General features: G+C 67.2%; 13 protein-coding genes. 6 read left to right on the plus strand and 7 right to left on the minus strand.

Annotated features, from left to right (window positions below):
• Positions 1 to 73: 73 nt before the first annotated feature.
• Complete coding sequence (locus ACJMKZ_RS02730; RefSeq protein ID WP_405231657.1) at positions 74 to 1,291, minus strand: Rid family hydrolase; 1,218 nt, start codon at positions 1,289 to 1,291, stop codon at positions 74 to 76.
• An 88-nt stretch (positions 1,292 to 1,379) separates the two neighbouring features.
• Complete coding sequence (locus ACJMKZ_RS02735; RefSeq protein WP_405231658.1) at positions 1,380 to 2,654, minus strand: right-handed parallel beta-helix repeat-containing protein; 1,275 nt, start codon at positions 2,652 to 2,654, stop codon at positions 1,380 to 1,382.
• Positions 2,655 to 2,791: 137 nt separating this feature from the next.
• Here ACJMKZ_RS02735 and ACJMKZ_RS02740 point away from each other — a divergent pair, with 137 nt between their 5' ends.
• Positions 2,792 to 5,284: a tetratricopeptide repeat protein gene (locus ACJMKZ_RS02740; protein ID WP_405231659.1), complete on the plus strand. Its 2,493-nt coding sequence runs from the start codon at positions 2,792 to 2,794 to the stop codon at positions 5,282 to 5,284.
• Between the two features lie 19 nt (positions 5,285 to 5,303).
• On the plus strand, positions 5,304 to 6,083 hold the full coding sequence (locus ACJMKZ_RS02745) for a VOC family protein (protein WP_405231660.1): 780 nt from the start codon (positions 5,304 to 5,306) through the stop codon (positions 6,081 to 6,083).
• A 6-nt stretch (positions 6,084 to 6,089) separates the two neighbouring features.
• On the opposite strand, the gene ACJMKZ_RS02750 is transcribed toward ACJMKZ_RS02745, so the two are convergent.
• Positions 6,090 to 7,949 (minus strand): winged helix-turn-helix domain-containing tetratricopeptide repeat protein, encoded by a 1,860-nt coding sequence (locus ACJMKZ_RS02750; RefSeq protein ID WP_405231661.1) that lies wholly within the window; start codon positions 7,947 to 7,949, stop codon positions 6,090 to 6,092.
• 148 nt (positions 7,950 to 8,097) lie between these two features.
• On the opposite strand from ACJMKZ_RS02750, the gene ACJMKZ_RS02755 reads away from it, so the two are divergent.
• Positions 8,098 to 9,063: a ScyD/ScyE family protein gene (locus ACJMKZ_RS02755; RefSeq protein WP_405231662.1), complete on the plus strand. Its 966-nt coding sequence runs from the start codon at positions 8,098 to 8,100 to the stop codon at positions 9,061 to 9,063.
• 222 nt (positions 9,064 to 9,285) lie between these two features.
• On the opposite strand, the gene ACJMKZ_RS02760 is transcribed toward ACJMKZ_RS02755, so the two are convergent.
• Complete coding sequence (locus ACJMKZ_RS02760) at positions 9,286 to 9,945, minus strand: SDR family oxidoreductase (protein ID WP_405231663.1); 660 nt, start codon at positions 9,943 to 9,945, stop codon at positions 9,286 to 9,288.
• 137 nt (positions 9,946 to 10,082) lie between these two features.
• Here ACJMKZ_RS02760 and ACJMKZ_RS02765 point away from each other — a divergent pair, with 137 nt between their 5' ends.
• Both ACJMKZ_RS02765 and ACJMKZ_RS02770 read left to right on the plus strand, forming a co-directional pair.
• Entirely contained in the window at positions 10,083 to 11,984 is a 1,902-nt protein-coding gene (locus tag ACJMKZ_RS02765) for a TonB-dependent receptor (RefSeq protein ID WP_405231664.1), read from the plus strand.
• A gap of 10 nt (positions 11,985 to 11,994) precedes the next feature.
• Entirely contained in the window at positions 11,995 to 13,044 is a 1,050-nt protein-coding gene (locus tag ACJMKZ_RS02770) for a lysine-2,3-aminomutase-like protein (RefSeq protein WP_405231665.1), read from the plus strand.
• Here the strand turns inward: ACJMKZ_RS02770 and ACJMKZ_RS02775 are convergent.
• The 3 genes from ACJMKZ_RS02775 to ACJMKZ_RS02785 form a co-directional block, all read right to left on the minus strand.
• Positions 13,017 to 13,988 (minus strand): alpha/beta hydrolase, encoded by a 972-nt coding sequence (locus ACJMKZ_RS02775; protein ID WP_405231666.1) that lies wholly within the window; start codon positions 13,986 to 13,988, stop codon positions 13,017 to 13,019. The genes ACJMKZ_RS02770 and ACJMKZ_RS02775 overlap by 28 nt on opposite strands.
• A gap of 118 nt (positions 13,989 to 14,106) precedes the next feature.
• A complete protein-coding gene (locus ACJMKZ_RS02780; protein WP_405231667.1) occupies positions 14,107 to 15,300 on the minus strand; it encodes an EAL domain-containing response regulator in 1,194 nt (397 codons plus the stop codon).
• A 149-nt stretch (positions 15,301 to 15,449) separates the two neighbouring features.
• Entirely contained in the window at positions 15,450 to 16,616 is a 1,167-nt protein-coding gene (locus ACJMKZ_RS02785) for a two-component system sensor histidine kinase NtrB (RefSeq protein WP_405231668.1), read from the minus strand.
• A gap of 165 nt (positions 16,617 to 16,781) precedes the next feature.
• Between ACJMKZ_RS02785 and ACJMKZ_RS02790 the strand changes: the two genes are divergently transcribed.
• Entirely contained in the window at positions 16,782 to 17,411 is a 630-nt protein-coding gene (locus tag ACJMKZ_RS02790; RefSeq protein ID WP_405231669.1) for a glutathione S-transferase family protein, read from the plus strand.
• The last annotated feature ends 4 nt before the right edge of the window (positions 17,412 to 17,415 follow it).

Below are 17,415 nucleotides of genomic sequence, written 5' to 3' on the forward strand. Positions count from 1 at the left end.
CAGGCCCGATAACGAATTGCATAACGAATCGGATGGCGAATCGGGGCTGAAGCCCCTCCTACATGGTCAGGGGTTAGCGGCGGCCAGGCAGCACCGCGAGCACTTCTGTCTCGCACAGCAGTTCGTCGCGGCAGACGGCGGCCTGGACCAGCACATTGGGAAAGCCCCCGAAACCGGCCTCGCGGAACTTCTCCCTCAGACGGTCGGCATTGGCGGGGTCTTTCACGTAGGTGATCGCCGAGACGATATCGCCGAACGTCGCGCCCTGACCCTCGAGAAGCGCAGCCACGTTGACGAGCATGCGATCGGCCTGCGCATCGAAGTCACCCACGTGTGCCGTCGCGCCCGTCTCGTCCAGGCTCGCGGTGCCTGACACCAGCAGCGCCGTCTTGTTCGAGTCCTCGATGCGCATTCCGCGCGAAAAATCCGCCCCATAGACGGGAGCTTCGTTCAGGGTCGGCGTGGTCATCACGACCCGTGGGGGCAGGGCGTCAGCCTGCAAGGCGGAGAAGGCCAGCGAGATATCGTGTGCCGGCGCCGCCAGTCCGGCGCCGATGCCCGTGCTCGCGGGTGAGGGGTCGATGCGGCGGGACCGGAAGAACTCGCGCCGCGCACGATTCAGATCCGCATAGTCACGATCCATCTCGCTCAGGTAGATCCAGGTGCGTGTGACGTCGCTGAAAGCCATTCCGGCCTGTTGCAGCAGATCCTCCGCAAGCTCGAAAAGCGAATGCGTCTGCCGATAGGCATCGGCGCCGTGGCCGTAGAGGTTGCCGGTCTGCAGTCGGTGCTCCGCGCCGACGGGAAAGAGATAACCGCGCGAACGCGAGCACTCGGGGCATGTGCAAGCCGTAGCGGGCACCAGTGTCCTGCCGGGGCCGGCGTGTTGCCCGCCCGTTTTCGGAATAACGGCATGAACCAGAATTGCGAGGGCGGCGTCTGCGTCCAGAGGGGGTTGTTCCACGCAGGTGATCGCCGGTTGATGGTCCGGGCTGCCGTTCGCCTTCAGCACCCGATGACGCGCGCTACGGCAGGCGTGCAGATCCGCTCGCGCATTCCTGAGGAACAACCATTCTGAAACCACGGCGCCGTAGTTCGTTCCTTCGGCACCGAGGGTCTCGAGAATGGTGTGATAGACGGCCCCCGCCTGCGCCTCGGGCTCTGCGCTGCCGGCGGAAGAAGGCTGGCAGCTGAAGAAGAACTCCCGGGCCTCGCGGCCGTCTACACGGCGTATGTCTACGAGGCAGCGCTGGCCTTCGACTCCCGCCGCGACGATTCGGGATGATGCCATGAGTCAGAAGTCCGGGACGGCGCTCGGAAACGGCATGGCCGCTTGCGCGGCCATGCGTGTCATCCGTGTCGGTCCGGCTCCGGTCGCGCTAACACCCGTCGGTCGGTAGCTCTCCGTCCCACTGGGAGGAGAAGAACGTGTAGTCGTCGGGCTTGTTCTTCTCGAAGCAGTTGCCGGTACCCGACGGCTCGAAGAAAGCAAATTCCGGATTCTGGTCCGCGATGTGGAAGTAGACGATGTCTTCCGCCAGGAACGGGATCGGCGGGTTTGCGCCACTGCCGTTGCCGCTCACGTAATTCTGCTCGATCCGGTTGTTGTCGGCCTGCGGCGGACCCCGCAGATCTCCCAGATTCTGGGGAGTACATTGGCGAGGGGTGCCGAAGAGGGCGGAACACCATCCCAGGACGGCGATACCCACGTAGTCGTTATCCTCGATCTTGTTCTTGCCGATCACGTGGTCACTCACGCCCAGTACCAGTACACCGGCCCCGGAGGGGAGGTCGGCCTGGAAGGAGCCTGGCGGCGCCTCGTTCGGCCGATTGTTGGCGAATATATCGTTGTGCTCGATCACCCAGTTCCTCATCTCGGGCAGCGGCGGGTTACCGGCGCCGTTGGGATGGAACAGACCCACCCCTACGGTGTTGTCGTAAATCCGGTTCTGTGTCACCTCGACATTGTTCGAGACGGTGATTTCGAAGCCGATTACGCTGCCGAACAGCTCGTTGCCGATGACGCGGACGTTCTCGGAGCCGGCCACCCACATGGCCGTATCGAGCGAGCCGTAGGAGACGTTGTTCCGCACCAGTCCGTTGGCGGACAGGGTCGGATAAATACCGTTGTTCAGGTTGTTGACCGATTCGTTCCTGACGAACTCGAAATCGTCCACCCAGCGGGTCTGAATACCGTTCACCGGAAAACCTTCGACGGTGAAGCCGCGGATGTAGAAGCCCTTGAGGTGTTCGAAACCCGGGCCCAGCACTTCCTCGCATTGCTCGACATTCCAGTCGTAATCGCAGCCCGCGGGTGCTGCGTAAATGCCCGTCTGCTGGCCGGTCCGGTTGTTGCCGTCGCCGTCGTCCTTGTAGCGCACGATCACCTTGCCGGCGTCGCCCCGGCCTTTCCTGACCTTGCCGATGAGGCGCAGGTTGGGAGTGGTAATGTGCAGGCCGTACTTGTCGTCGGGTCCCGTATTCTCGTTCTGGTAGACACCCGGTTCGACGAGGATCGTGTCGCCCGGCGCCGCGACGTCGATGGCCCCCTGTATGGACTCTCCGGGATACACGCGGTGCACTGCCGCCTGCGCCGAGAGAGCGGTTGTCAGAAGGGCAACGCCCAGGACGGCGCTCAATTGGTTCTTTATCATCGTTTTTCTCCCCCGAGGACATACGGCCGCTGCCAGCATCAAGGCGAGTCGGCAGAGCCCTGCAAAGATTGTACACCGATAGGGAGAATTGTCTAAGAAGACCGGGCTCGCGCCTCACGCACGGCCACTGAATTGACTTGAAAAAAACGATCAACCACACTGATTTCAGCCGGTCACGAAAAGAGCTTCCCGTGAGCACTGCCCCATCACTTGCAAAGGATTCCACAGGTAGTGCTTCGATGAATCCCGAGCCGGCCGGCCATCGGCGCCTGCGGGTTTCCGGGTCTCGGCCGATTCGCACCGGCTGTGCCCGGGTCGGATTGCTGGCCGTGCTGCTGACGCTCTCGGCCTGTCAGCGTGGCGTCGATGCTGCCGCCGTCGCATTCCCCGAGGCACCCGCCGGTCGCCTGGCGATCGACTACCCCCTCGACGAAACGCTCTTCCCCCCCGACATCGCCGCACCCGCGGTGGTCTGGAGTGACCAAACCGAAGGCGTTACCCGCTGGCGTGTCCTGCTTCGCTTCGGCGATCAGGAAGAGGCGCTGGGTTTTGCGTCGGCGGACACGCGCTGGCGGCCGGCGGAGGAAGACTGGGCGGAGATCAAACGGCGATCCAGCGATAACGATGCGGAGCTGGCAGTCGTCGGCATGGATGCACAGGGTACGGTTGTATCGGCAGCCGGCATCCGAATCCGTACCTCCGTCCATCCGGTAGGCGATTCGATCTTCTATCGCGAAGTCCCACTGCCCTTCATCGAGGCAGTCCAGGACCCGTCGCGGATACGCTGGCGCTACGGCTCCGTCGGCTCCGTGGAGCAGCCGCCCGTCGTACTCGAGGATCTGCCGGTATGCGGCAACTGCCATTCCTTTTCCGGTGACGGCGGCGTGCTGGGCCTCGACGTCGACTACGGCAACGACAAGGGCGGTTACGCGATCCTGCCGGTAGACCGGGAGATGGTCCTGAACGACGAGAAGATCATAACCTGGAGTGATTACAAGCGAGAGGACGGCGAGGCCACCTTCGGCCTTCTCTCCCAGGTTTCTCCGGACGGCCGCTACGTCGTCAGTACGGTAAAGGACAGGGCGGTGTTCGTGGCGACACCGGGGATCGAATTCTCGCAGCTGTTCTTCCCGATCAAGGGCATACTAGTTGTCTACGACACCGAAACCGGCACGTATACGCCGCTTGCGGGCGCAGACGACCCCGAGTACGTGCAGAGCAATCCGACCTGGAGCCCGGACGGCAAGTGGATCGTCTTTGCCCGCACCCGGGCCTACAGGAAGGAGGCGATCGAGCGTGCCAGCGGCGTTCTCCTGGACGAGCACGACGTCCCGGAGTTCATCGAGGACAAGGAACCGTTCAAGTTCGACCTGTACCGGGTGCCGTTCAATGAAGGACGTGGTGGCAAGGCGGAACCCATAGAGGGCGCTTCGCACAACGGCAGGAGCAATTTCTTCGCCGAGTTCTCGCCCGACGGCAAGTGGATCGTGTTCACCCAGGCGGAGAACTACATGCTGCTGATGCCGGACAGCGAGCTGTTCATCATCCCGGCGGCCGGGGGCGAAGCTCGTCGGCTGCGCGCGAATACGCCGCGCATGAATTCCTGGCACAGCTTCTCCTCGAACGGGCGCTGGCTGGTGTTCTCTTCGAAAGCGAATACCCCCTATACCCAGCTCTTTCTCACGCACATCGACGAGCAGGGCGAATCCACCCCACCGGTGGTACTGGACCGCTTCACGGGTACTTACGGGGCCGCCAATATTCCGGAGTTCGTGCCGCTGCCTGCCGATGCCATCGCCGAGATCAGGGAACGGTTCCTCGACGCCTATTCCTTCCTGCGTGCCGGAATGGCGAACGAGCGCACCGGCAATTACGCAGCTGCGGTCAGGACGTATCGTCGCGGTCTCGAGATCGAACCCGACAACGTGGAGCTCCTGAACGCCACCGGCTTCTCGCTGTTCCAGATGGGCAGGAGCGAGGAGGCGGTCCCGGTGCTGGAGCGCGCGCTGGCGGTCGATCCGCAGCACTGGAAGGCTCATAACAACATGGCGCTCGCTGCGGTCGATATCGGCGAGTTCGAGCTGGCCGAGGCGCATTACCGGGAATCGCTGGCCATCGAGCCACAGCCGGCCATCTACAATGATCTCGGCTTCGTGCTGGCGCGTCAGGGGCTCCTCGAAGAGGCCATCGACGCGTATCGGGAGGCCACAGCGCTCGAGCCCGATTTCAATGCGGCGCACTACAATCTGGCGGGCGCGCTTGCCGGCATCGGCGAATTGGCAGGGGCTGAGGAGCACCTGCGCATCGTATTGGAGAGCGATCCCTCCGCTCAGGCGCACATTGCCATGGGCATGGTGCTGTTCCGACAGGACAGGCTCGATGAGAGTGTCGCCAATCTGCGCGCGGCGATCGCTCTGGACCCCGCGGCTTCGAGAGCGTACGAACAGCTGGCTGCCGTCTTCGTGCGGGACGGGAAGCTGGAGGACGCCGCTGCTACCTATCGCGCGTTAATCGAACACAGTCCCAGCGCAGCCGCCCACACTGCGCTCGCCGAGATTCTGACGCGTCTCGGAAGACACGATGAGGCCCAGGCTGAACTCGAGTCAGCTCGGGCTGCGAACGCCCGCTGACTCCAGGAGGCCTTGTGTCATGACACGCTTCGATTCCTACCCGCCCGGCACCTTCAGCTGGGTCGATCTGATGGCGAAAGACGTCGCGAAAGCGAAGAGTTTCTACGGATCGCTGTTCGACTGGACCGCGGAGGAGCAGGACACCCAGGGCGGTCCGCCCTACGTCATGTTCAGGCACGACGGGGACGAGGTCGCAGGCCTCGGCCGGATGCCCGACGAGATGCAGCAGCAGGGCGTGCCCGGCGTGTGGTCGAGCTATGTCACGGTCGCTGACGTGGAGGAGTCCGTCGGCCGCGTCGAGGAGCACGGCGGCAAGATCGTCATGCCGCCGATGCAGGTTTTCGACGCCGGTCACATGGCGGTGATCACGGATCGGGAGGGCGCCGCGCTCAGTCTCTGGCAGCCGCTGGGGCACAAGGGAGCCGCCAAATGCAACGAGCCCGGTTCATTCTGCTGGAATGAACTCGCCGTCCGCGACATCGACGGCGCAAGGGAGTTCTACCATGGCGTCTTCGGCTGGGATTACACGCTCAATGACGATGCGCCGACCACCTATTACCTGATCTGCAACGGGGACCAGACCAACGGCGGCTTACTGCAGATGAACGAGCAGTGGGGGGATATGCCGTCCCACTGGAGCGTATATTTCGCGGTGGACGACGTCGATGCCTGCGTCGCGAAGGTGAAGGATCTCGGCGGCACCGTCCATGCCGATCCGTTCGAGATCCCGGTCGGGCGTCTGACCGTCGTGCAGGACGACCAGGGCGCGCACTTCTACATGCTGCAGCTCAAGGGCTAACGACAGTCAGATGCTGTCGACCAGGTACGGCCGCGCGGCGGGCTCGTGGCGCAGCTCTTGCAGGAACGGCGAGAGGCGCGCATCGAGATACCAGCGTGCGAGCGCGCTTGCGGTGGGTGCCGGGCCGAGGCGCCGGTAACTGGTCTCCAGCCAGCGCAGGGCCGGGCCGGGCTCGCCGCGATAGGCGTGGACCTCGGCGAGCAGCAACGCGGCTTCGGACGTCTCCTGCTCCCTCAACTCCTGCATGGCGGCCTCGGCCTCTGCCAACTCGCCGGCGGCGCCATGGAGCAACGCCCTGGATTGGCGCTCCTGAGCGCCTGACAGTACGCTTCCGAGGACGGCGCGCGCCTCGTCGAGGCGCCCCTGCAACAGGTAGATCCGGAAGCGTTGGGTCGGGTCGGCGGCATCGTCGCCGTGCAGCGCGGCCAGCTCGGCCAGCTCCGCTTCCGCCTCGTCGTAGCGACCGGCAAACAGCAGAAAGCCCACCATGTTGTGTCGATTGACATGGCTCAGCGGGTCGACTTCGACCGCCCGGCGCTGCAAAGCCAGGGCCTCCTCGTAACGGCCCTGCAAGCCGGCCCGGCCCGCCTGCAGCCCGATGACCAGTGAACTGTTCGGATTCAGTTCCCGAGCTCGCTCCAGGTGCTGCATGGCCAGCTCCTGGTTGCCGGAGAGCGCATGGAACCGGCCGAGTCGGGCGTGCGCCTCGGCCAGAGTCGGGTCCAGGCTGACCCCGGTCCGGGCCGCGTTGCCCATGAGTTCCAGCACGGTGTCGTAATCCTCCTCGCGATCGAACAGGTCCAGCATGTAGAGGCCGGCGAGACCGGCCCACGGCTTGGCGTAACCCGGATCCAGCCTTATCGCCTCCAGATAGAGTTTCTTCGCACGTTGCAGGTCGCCGGCTTTGCGCCGGGCATGCAGATGGTGAGCGCGCGCGTACGCATCATAGGCGGCGGGCAGCGGCTGCCTTGGCGGCTCCACGCCATCCGACTCGTCCAGCGCGACCCGCATCGCGCCGGCAACCGACCCGGCGATCCGCGCCTGCACCTCGAGCGCGTCGCCGGGCCCGCCATCGTAAGACTCGGACCAGAGATGCGTGCCGCCGCCGGTCTCGATCAGCTGAGCGGTCACCCGGAGGCGGTCCCCGGAGTGCCGGACGCTGCCTTCGAGGAGGTAGGACACGTTCAGCAGCCGGCCGATGGCAACTGCGTCGAGATCCGGCCTGTCTCTCAGGGAGAAAGAGGAGGTGCGGGCGATGACCTTCAGTTCCCGTACCTGGGCGAGCCGGTTCAGGATCTCCTCGGACAGCCCGTCGGCGAAGTACTGCCGGTCGCCGTCGGGGCCCATGTCGGCGAAGGGAAGCACGGCGATGCTCTTCGCCGGCGGAGGCCCCGACGTATCGACGCCGCCGCTGCCGTGGTCCGCCAGGCGCCAGACCAGCACGGCAGCCACGGCGATGATTGCGGCCAATGCCAGCATCGCCGGCAACATCGTTCGCTTGCGCGCCGCTGCCCCGGTCCCGGGCGCGCCGGGCGGCGATTCGGTGACCGGCAGGTCGAATACGTAACCCTCTCTCGGTACGGTGCGGATCATCTGCTGGTCCGTGTCGCCGATGGCACGCCGTATGTCGATGATGCACTGGGTGAGCGAGCCTTCGGTGACCACGGTGTCGCCCCATACCGCCTGCATGAGTTCGTCACGGGTCACCAGCCGGCCGTGGTTGACGAGCAGGTGGTGCAGGACCCGGAAACTGCGCGGCCGCAGGGCGACCTCCTGCCCGTCGCGCAGGAGCGAGTGGCCTTCCACATCGAAGAAGAACTCGCCGAAGGCGTATCCGCGTTCGCCGGATGTCCTGGCGCCGCTCACGCTGCCTCCCCCCAATCGGCTGCCCATGGTCGATTTTCGCACAAACATAGCCGCAAATTAGCCGATCTTTCGCCGGTTCTTCGTTACGCAGCGGGGGTCTCGGGGCTAGCGTCGCCCTTCTCTGGACCGACAACGGGGGAGAAACACCATGTCCGAGAAGACGAGACTGAAAACAATAATGATCGTCCTGGCATTGTCCGCGTCCGTTCTCGCCGCACCACCGGCAGTCCATGCGCAGCTCGTGACGGGGCTGCAGGGCGCGGCCGGCAGTACCATCGGGCCCGGGGGCGATCTCTTCGTTACCGAAGGACTCGTGGGCCGGGTATCCCGGGTCGACCCGGACAACGGAGCCGTGACCACGTTCGCCGAGGGTCTCCCGCCCGCCGTCATCGGGGTTGGCGGCGCCGCCGACGTCGCCTTCATCGGCGACACGGGTTACGTCCTGGTCACCCTGGTGAGCCTGTTCAGCAATGCGACCGATGGCATCTACCGCATCGACGGACCGAACAGCTACACGGTAATCGCCGACCTCGGTGCCTATACGCTGGCCAATCCTTCGGACGTGCCCTGGGATATTCCCACGGGCGTGCAGTGGTCCATCGAACCCTACCGGGGTGGCCTGCTGGTATCCGAGGCGCATCACAACCGCGTCCTGTGGGTGAGCCAGGATGGCGAGATCCGCGAGCTCAGGGCCTTCGACAATGTCGTGCCGACGGGAGTGGAGGTTCTGGGCAGCACCATCTATCTGGCACTGACCGGTCCGGCGCCGCATGAACCGGAAGACGGCCGGGTCGTCTCGTTCGATCCGGACTCGGACAGCGTACAGCTGGAGGCTTCCGGCGCGCGTCTGCTCCTCGATGTCGAATCCGGCCGCGGTCGGAGTCTGTTCGCGCTGTCGCAGGGCCAGTGGAACGGTCAGTTCCCGGGGTCTCCGGCCATCGAGAACGACGGTGCTTTGTGGGAAATCAATGCCGACGGTTCCCTGAGGCTCGTCGCCGACGGGATCGATCGGCCAACGTCCCTCGAGATCATCGGGAATGACGCTTATGTGGTCACTCTGACCGGCAACATCGTGCGGATCGAGGACATCGCGAGACCGCCTTTCCGCCGCTGATCGGCCGCAGACTACAGTATTCCGGGAGGCGGCTGCCGCGAAGCTGCCCGAACAATTCGGTCTCCCCAGACTGCAACTGCGCGCCGGCGAAGGCCGGCGCGGGTATCAGAGAGGTAGCCGCCTCCCGGCCTTCCCAACTGTGTAGGAGGGCCTTCAGGCCCGACCGCCACCAGCCGTAACGTGCGGAGGCGGTCGGGCCTGAAGGCCCTCCTACTCCCTTTCTTACCAGGGTAGTTCTTCGCCTTCGGCGTGCCAGAAGCTGCCGGTGTTTTCCAGGTTCAGCTCGTCGATGCGCTGGATGAGGCCGGCAGCCGCCTTCTCCGGCGGGATGCCGCGGCCGCCGGTCATGTCGGTGGCGACCATGCCCGGGTGCAGGAGCGCCACCGGGATGCCGCGGGGCTTGAGGTCGTGGCTCAGGTTCTTGCCCACCATGTTCACGGCGGCCTTGGAGGTGCGGTAGGCGTAGTTGTTGCCGGAGCCGTTGTCGCCGACGGAGCCCACGCGGCTCGAGACGATGGCCACTTTCGAGCCTTCCTGCAGGTTATTCAGCAGCGCCCGGGTGACCCGCAGCGGTCCGAGGGTATTCACCTCGAACAGCTTCACCATGTCATCGTACTGCACGGTGTCGATGTCGTCGGGCCTGAGCATGCCGGCGTTGTTGATCAGCACGTCGATCTGGCGGCCTTCCAGCGCGTAGCGCAGCTGTTCCACGTTGTCGTCGCTGGCCACATCGATGTGCTCGATGATCTCCACGCCGAGCTCCTCGAGCTCGGGGCTCGGGCTGCGACAGACGGCGATCACCTCGTCACCGCGCTCCTTCAGCTGACGGCAGAGTTCGAGTCCGATACCCCGGTTCGCACCGGTGATGAGGATGCTGGCCATCCGTGTCTCCTTTCCTTTTGTCACTCGTCTGATCGATTTTCCGATCGGTTATCGCTGCGCCCACCAGACTAACATGCGCCGCCGCTTGCGCAGGAACGGGGGCTGTGATCCCCTGTCGCTTTCCTCCGGAAGCCGGAATGAGAGCCAGACTACGACCACCGACCGCCGCCCTGCTGTGGCTGCTCGCAGTGCTGCCGCCGGCCGTTCCGGCCGGTCAGGAATCCGACGCATCGGCGGCCGCCAGTAACGCCGCCGCCGACGCCGGCGACTCCGGCTCCGCCACGGTGGAGATCATACTGGTGACCGCCCGCCGGGTGGCCCTCGAGGCGCCGGCCAGCACCTTCGCCTCGCCGGTGACGGCGCTGCGCTACGACCCGCGCATCGACGTGCAGTCGCGGGGTCTCGCCGAGGGTCAGGCGGACGTCAGCGTCCGCGGCGGTCTGTTCGAGAACACCGGCTTCCGCCTCGGCGCAGTCAACCTGCTGGATCCCCAGACGGGACACTACTTCGCCGAGCTGCCGACGCCGCCCGCCATGCTGTCCGCACCGGCGCTGCTGACCGGCGTGGACAACGCGATGGGCGGTTTCAACTCCACCGTGGCCACGGTCGGCTACCGGTTCGCGCCGCTGGACCCGGGCTACGATGCCGGCGCCGGCCTCGGCACGGACGGTCTGCGTTTCGTGAGTGCCCGCGCGGCGGCCAGGGCCAGCAACACCGCCGGCGACATCGGCGCGGAATTCGCCGTCGCGACTTCCAGCGGCGACGGCAGCCGCGACAACGGCGATCACGACTTCGAGCGCTACGCATTCCGCGTCCAGCGCAGCATCGTGGGCGGCCAGACGGATCTGCTGCTCGCCTACCAGGACAAGTTCTACGGCTGGCCCGGCGCCTACACGGGCTTTGCGAGCCTGCCCGAGACCGATCATACGAAGACCACGCTGGCCGTGCTGAACCACCGCCAGGAGTCGGCGGGCACCGGCTGGTGGGAGGCAGGCGCCTGGTACCGCAACCTGGAGGACGACTACGACTTCGACCGGCGCACGGCGGAGTCCGGCGTGCCCGGCGCCTTCGATCACGAGACCCGCGCCGGCGGCATTGCGCTGCACGGCCGCCGGGGCGGCGCGGCGGTGGACCTGCGCTACTCGCTGCAGGCCACCGCCGACGAACTGGTCAGTTCCACCGACCTGACGGAGGGGCCGTTCGCGAGCCGCAGCTATGCGAGCGCCGCGCTGTTGCCGACGATGACCCGGCCGGCGGGCGCCGGCGAGCTGGAGTTCGGGCTGGGCGCGCGGCTGGACTGGACCAGCCGGGAGGGCAGCGAACTCCTGCCGAGCGCCTTCGTCGCCTGGCGGCGGCAGACGGCGGCGGCCGAGCGCACGTGGCGGCTGTCCTGGGCGGAGACCTCCCAGGTTCCCGGCTACACGGCGCTGGCCTCGCCGCCCGAGGGGCTGTTCGGCGGCAATCCGACGCTGGGACGCGAGACTGCCCGCACCCTGGAGCTGGGCTATAGCCACGTCGCGGAGAACTGGCGGGCCGAGGCCATCCTGTTCCGCCGCGACGACGACGGCCTGGTGGACTGGACCTTCCTCTCCGGCGCGCCCTTCGTCCGCCAGGCGAACCCGGTGGACCTGGAGGTGCTCGGCGCCGAACTCTATCTCGCCCGTGCCTGGTCCGGGCTCACGCTGCGCGCCGGCTACGCCTGGCTGGACAAGGACGCCGACTACGGCACCGTGGCGGTGGATGCGAGTTACTACGCGCTGAACTACGCTCGCCAGCGGCTGACCGTGGCACTGGAGTACGACTTCGCCGAGGCCTGGCGGCTGGTGATGGACACGGAACTCCGCCGCCAGGCGGACAACCCGCTGCGCACCGGCTCCGACGACGCCTTCGCGGCGTCCGTCGCCCTGTTCTGGCGGCCGCTCGCGGGGCTCGATCTGAGCCTGGTGGCCGACAACGTCACCAACAGCGACTTCCAAGAGTTCCCCGGCACGCCGGCGCCCCGGCGCCAGGTGAGCCTGCAGGCCCGCTACTCCTGGTAGGCTCGCGGCCGTGACGAGACTCACCAGTGCCGACGATCTCGCCCGCGCCGGCCTCGTGCCCGCCGAGGCGCTGCCCGACCTGCGTGCCGTGGCCGAGCGCTACGCCGTCGCCGTCACCCCGGCGGTCGCGCGGCGCATCGCCGCCGGTTCGCAAGGCGTGGCGCTGCAGTTCCTGCCTTCCCCCGACGAGCTGACCGCGGGCGAAGGAGAACTGGCCGACCCCATCGGCGACGATGCCCACACTCCGGTGAAAGGCATCGTGCACCGTTACCCGGATCGCCTGCTGCTGCAGCCGACCACCACCTGCCCGGTGTATTGCCGCTACTGCTTCCGCCGCGAGACCGTGGGTCAGGCGGACGCCGGGCTGCTCGGCCGTGAGGAGCTGGCAGCGGCGCTGGACTACATCCGTGCGCAGGCGGGCGTCTGGGAAGTCATCCTGAGCGGCGGCGACCCGCTCATCCTGTCGCCGCGGCGCCTAGCGCGCATCGTCGACGGGCTGGCGCCGGCGGAACACGTGCGGATCCTGCGGGTGCACAGCCGGGTGCCGGTGGTCGCCCCGGAACGCATCACGGCGGAGCTGGTGGCGGCGTTGCGGGCGGCGCGGCAGACGGTCTGGCTGGTCCTGCACGTGAATCACCCCGACGAGCTGGACGACGCGGCGCTCGTGGCCTGCGCCCGTCTCGCCGATGCCGGCATACCACTGATGAGCCAGTCGGTTCTGCTGCGGGGCGTGAACGACGACGCCGATACCCTGGAGCGGCTGTTCCGCCGGCTCGTGGAGCACCGGGTGCGGCCCTACTACCTGCATCACTGCGACCTGGCGCCGGGCACGGCGCGATTCCGCACCGGCATCGAGGCCGGCCGCGAGCTGATGCGCGAACTCAGGGGCCGGGTGTCGGGCCTTTGCCAGCCGGCCTACGTGCTGGACATCCCCGGCGGCGCCGGCAAGTCGCCGCTGGGCCCGCCCTGGGCCGAGCGCGACGAGGCCACGTCAGAGTGGCGGGTGCGGGACTACCGCGGCGGCGTCCACCGCTATCCGGCAGACCCGACCGAGGACTGATCCGCCTTGCGGGCTCGCGCTTCCCAGGGCGAGCGCAGCCAGGCGAGCAGGTCGGCGGTGACCTCGTCCCGGTTGGTCTCGTTGAACATCTCGTGACGGCCGTCCGGGTAGAGCCGCAGCGTCGTGCCGGCGAGCCCTGCTTCCCGGTAGGCGTCGTAGAGCCGGGTGAGCCCCTTCGCGCCGCCCACCGGGTCTTGCTCGCCGCCCAGGATGTAGACGGGCAGGCTCGCCGGCAGCTGGCGCAGGGCGGGGACGGCGGAGATCTCCATCAGGCCGCCGGTGAGATCCCGCCAAAGCTGGTTGGTGGACTGGCCGCCGCAGAGCGGGTCGGTGACGTAGGCATCCACTTCGGCCTCGTCCCGTGACAGCCAGTCGAAGTCGGTGCGGGCCGGCTGGAACTCCTTGTTGAAGGCGCCGAAGCTGAGCTTGTCCAGCAGCCGGCTGCGGCCGGTGGAGCCCTGACGCAGACTCTCGATGGCGGCGACGATGCGGAAGATGCGCAGTTGCATGCGGGAGGCGAACGTGGAGCCGGACAGCACCAGGGCCTCCATGTTGCACGGATGGCGCAGCGCGTAGCTCTGCGCGACATAGGAGCCCATGCTGTGGCCGAGCAAGATCACACGGCCGTCGGGTCTGAGCGCCTTCGCCTCCTGGCGCACCCGCTCGACGTCTTCCACCAACTTGTCCCAGCCGTCCTGGTCGGCGAAGTGGCCGGGGATGCCGCGCTGGGCGGTGCGCCCGTGGCCGCGCTGGTCGTGGGCGACGACCAGATAACCGGCGTCGGTCAGGCTCCCGGCCAGTCGCCGGTAGCGCCCGGCATGTTCGCCGAGCCCGTGGACGATCTGCACGACGTCGCCGTTGCTCTTGTCCTCGTCCGGGTGCCAGACGTAGAGATGGATGTCAGGCCCGCCCGTCCCCGAAAGCGTCCTTGCTTCTTCCTTCACGGTATCCCCCATTGTCCCCAACCCACGTATTCCACCACAGTCGGGCGGGACTTGCAGCGCTGGCGGAGTTCATGGGCCCGGATTACGGACCGAGATTGTGTGTCGGGACGCCTGCCTATCAGGCAGCCAGGCTCTCGCCGTTCCAGCGACGGTAGAACTCCTGCATTTCGGCGGAGGACAGGGCGCGGGAGATGAGGTGGCCCTGCAGCCGGTTGCAGCCGAGGTCTTTCAGGAACAGCAGCAGGTCTTCCCGGTCGATGCCCTCGGCGCAGACCGTGATGCCCAGCGTCTGCCCCAGCTGCACCAGCGCCCGCAGGATGGTCTCGGATTCCGGCCGTCCGGGCACGTCTTCCATCAGCGAGCGGTCGAGCTTGACCTCGTTGAAGGGCATGCGGGTGAGCTGGGTGAAGGAGGAATAGCCGGTGCCGAAGTCGTCGAGCGAGAGGCGGAAGCCCTTCAGCCTGAGGCGCGTCATGATGTCGATCATCATGCGCGGCTCTTCCAGCGGCGCGATCTCGGTGAACTCCAGCGTGAGGTAGCGGGGGTCCAGTTCGTACTCGCGCATCAGGAGTTCGAGGCGGTCCGGCACCTCCAGATCGGCGAGCAGCCCCACGTTGAAGTTCACGGCCACGCCGATCTGCACGCCGCTCTGGTGCCAGACCCGCGCCTGTTCCACGGAGCGCTGCAGCACGAAGTCGGTGATGTGGGTGGCGAGACCGGCGTGCTCGGCGATCTGCATGAACTCGCTGGGGTAGACGATCTCCTGGCGCTGGGGGTGTTTCCAGCGCACCAGGGCCTCCACCGAGGCGATGCGCCAGCTGCCGTCCGTCTTGTGCTGGGCGATCGGCAGGTAGTGGGCGGTGAACTCGCCGGCCGCGAGGCCGTCGCGGATGGCGTCGGCGGTAATCGGTTCGGTAGCCCCGCGGGCGTTTCTGAGCGTCTCGCGGAAGGGCTCGGGCTCGAAGGGCTTCTGGATGGAGGCCAGCATGGTCAGCCCGCTGGCGGCACCCACCCGCTCGGCGGCGGAGAGCGTGCGCATCTCGGCACCGCTCATCAGCACGACGCCGGCGCGAGACTCCTGTTCGGCCAGGAAGCGCATGAGTTCCACCCCGTCGCCGCCGCGGATGGTGAGATCCAGCACTATCACGGTGGGGTCCACCTCGGCGTACAGGCGCCGGAACTCGTCCGCCGAACCGCACGCCGCCACCGCGAAGCCGACTTCTTCGGCCACGGCCGCCACAACGGCGCAGATCTGGTCCTCGTCGTCGACGATCAGAAGACGGTTGGGCTGTTGCTTGCCTGTCGGCTCCATCGTCCCTGTCTCTTGCCTCTCTCTCAGGCCGGCGCTGCGGCCGTGCTTTGCCATAATCCGGTGGGGCTAAAGATGGGATTATGGACACACACCGGTCGGCCGGACCGGACCGATGTCGCATTTTCGGGGATTCTCGCGGATCTGTGGGCTCAGTCGGCGGCGGGCAGCCAGAGCCGGAACGTGGTGCCCTCGCCGGGCCGGCTGTCCAGGGTCAGGCGTCCGCCGGCACCCCCGGCGAAGCGCTGGACCATGGCGAGCCCCAGGCCGCTGCCCTCGGGCTTCGTGGTGAAGAAGGGCTCGAACGCGCGGCTGCGTACCTCCTCGCTCATGCCCGTGCCGTTGTCGGCCACGGTGACCAGCCAGCCCGGCGGTCCGTGACTGCCGCCGCCGCCGGTCTCGTTGCCGTCCGCCGCGACGGTGAGGGAGAACACACCGCCGTCGGGCATGGCGTCCCGCGCGTTGATGGCGAGGTTCAGCAGCGCGCTCTCGAAGCCGGCCGCATCCAGCCACACCGGCGCCGGCCTCCCGGCCGGGACGATCCTGAGTTCGATGCCGCTTTCCAGCGCCCGCTCGAGCAGCGGACGCAGCGCGCCGATGCGTTCGTTCAGGTCGATGCGCTCGGGCTCGGCCGTCTCGCGGCGGGCAAACGCGAGCAGGCTGCGGGTGAGGTCGGCGCCCTGCCGCGCCGCCGTGCGCGTGGCCGCGAGCAACTCGGCGAGCGGATGTTCCGCCCCCAGTTTCTGCTCGGCCAGGTAGAGGTTGCCGTTGATGACGGAGAGCAGATTGTTGAAATCGTGAGCAATCCCGCCGGTGAGCTGGCCCACGGCCTCCATCTTCTGCGCCAGCACGAACTGCTGCTGCAGCGCCTTCATCTCCGTGATGTCGGTGAACATGCCCTCGTAGCCCCGCAGCATGTCCCGGGCGTCGCGCACCGGGGCACAGGCCGCCATCACGTGCACCGTGCCGCCGTCCACGCGGGTGAGTGCGAGTTCCATGCCGCGCACGGTCTCGCCCCGGGTCAGCGCCCGCAGCCAGGCGAGCAGCTGGCGACGATGGCGGAACACGCGGCCCTCCGCCAGACGGCGCTGCAGGGCGGCCGGGTCGGCGTCGCCCAGCATCGCGCGCACCGCCGGGTTCATGCGGGTGATGTGGCCGCGAGCGTCCAGCTCGAACAGCCCGGCGGGGACGTTGTCGTAGAGCCGCTGCCAGCGTTCCTCGGCCTCGCGCAGCGCCCGCCGCGCGCCCGGTTCGGCGGGGCGCTCGTCGCCGCCGTCGACGGCGGCGGAGTCGTAATCGTCCGTTGCGGACCGGTTCATGGGCGGCGGCTTCCCTTCAGTCGTTGTCGGGTCGTTGTCGGCCGGCCCGTGCCGGGCATTGCTGGAGGTCGGACCCGGGGCGGCGCCATAATGCGCGCCACGAGGTACCGGGTGTTCCCGGCAATAGTACTGGCCTGGGGCCAGCGAGACGAGGGGAGAGAGCACATGAAATTCTACGATTGCCAGTCGGCGCCGAGCCCCCGGCGGGTGCGGATCTATATGGCCGAGAAGGGCATCGAGCTGCCGACGGTGCAGGTGGATCTGGGCGCCGGCGAACACCTGCGCGACGAGTTCCGCGCCATCAATCCGGATTGCACGGTGCCCGCGCTGGAGCTGGACGACGGCACGATGCTCACCGAGTCGTTCGCCATCTGCCAGTACCTGGAGTCCGTCTACCCGGATCCGCCGCTGATGGGGCGCGACGACCGGGAGCGGGCGCTGGTCACCCAGTGGAACGCGAAGGTGGAGGCCCAGGGCCTGAGCGCGATTGCCGAGGCCTTTCGCAACCGTTCCCGGGGATTCGCGGGCCGGGCGCTGACCGGCCCCGAGGGTTTCGAGCAGATCGCCGAGCTGGTGCCGCGCGGGCGGCGCCGGGCGGAGCTGTTCTTCAGCCGCCTCGACGAGGAACTCGCAGGTCGGGAATTCGTGGCCGGCGACGTCTTCACCGTGGCCGACATCACCGCGCTCGTCACCGTGGATTTCGCCGGCTGGATCAAGCTGCCGCTGCCCGAGGGTGCCGACAATCTGCGCCGCTGGCACGAGGCCGTCTCGGCCCGGCCCGGCACCAAGGTCTGAGTCC

Origin of the sequence: Lentisalinibacter salinarum (assembly GCF_040706555.1) — a bacterium.
Classification (GTDB): Bacteria; Pseudomonadota; Gammaproteobacteria; order Steroidobacterales; family Woeseiaceae; genus Lentisalinibacter; species Lentisalinibacter salinarum.

Bases quoted from the DNA above. Each gene is read 5' to 3' on its own strand.
- ACJMKZ_RS02730 (WP_405231657.1), bottom strand. From the start codon at position 1,291: ATGGCATCATCCCGAATCGTCGCGGCGGGAGTCGAAGGCCAGCGCTGC.
- ACJMKZ_RS02735 (WP_405231658.1), bottom strand. From the start codon at position 2,654: ATGATAAAGAACCAATTGAGCGCCGTCCTGGGCGTTGCCCTTCTGACA.
- ACJMKZ_RS02745 (WP_405231660.1), top strand. From the start codon at position 5,304: ATGACACGCTTCGATTCCTACCCGCCCGGCACCTTCAGCTGGGTCGAT.
- ACJMKZ_RS02755 (WP_405231662.1), top strand. From the start codon at position 8,098: ATGTCCGAGAAGACGAGACTGAAAACAATAATGATCGTCCTGGCATTG.
- ACJMKZ_RS02760 (WP_405231663.1), bottom strand. From the start codon at position 9,945: ATGGCCAGCATCCTCATCACCGGTGCGAACCGGGGTATCGGACTCGAA.
- ACJMKZ_RS02765 (WP_405231664.1), top strand. From the start codon at position 10,083: ATGAGAGCCAGACTACGACCACCGACCGCCGCCCTGCTGTGGCTGCTC.
- ACJMKZ_RS02780 (WP_405231667.1), bottom strand. From the start codon at position 15,300: ATGGAGCCGACAGGCAAGCAACAGCCCAACCGTCTTCTGATCGTCGAC.
- ACJMKZ_RS02785 (WP_405231668.1), bottom strand. From the start codon at position 16,616: ATGAACCGGTCCGCAACGGACGATTACGACTCCGCCGCCGTCGACGGC.
- ACJMKZ_RS02790 (WP_405231669.1), top strand. From the start codon at position 16,782: ATGAAATTCTACGATTGCCAGTCGGCGCCGAGCCCCCGGCGGGTGCGG.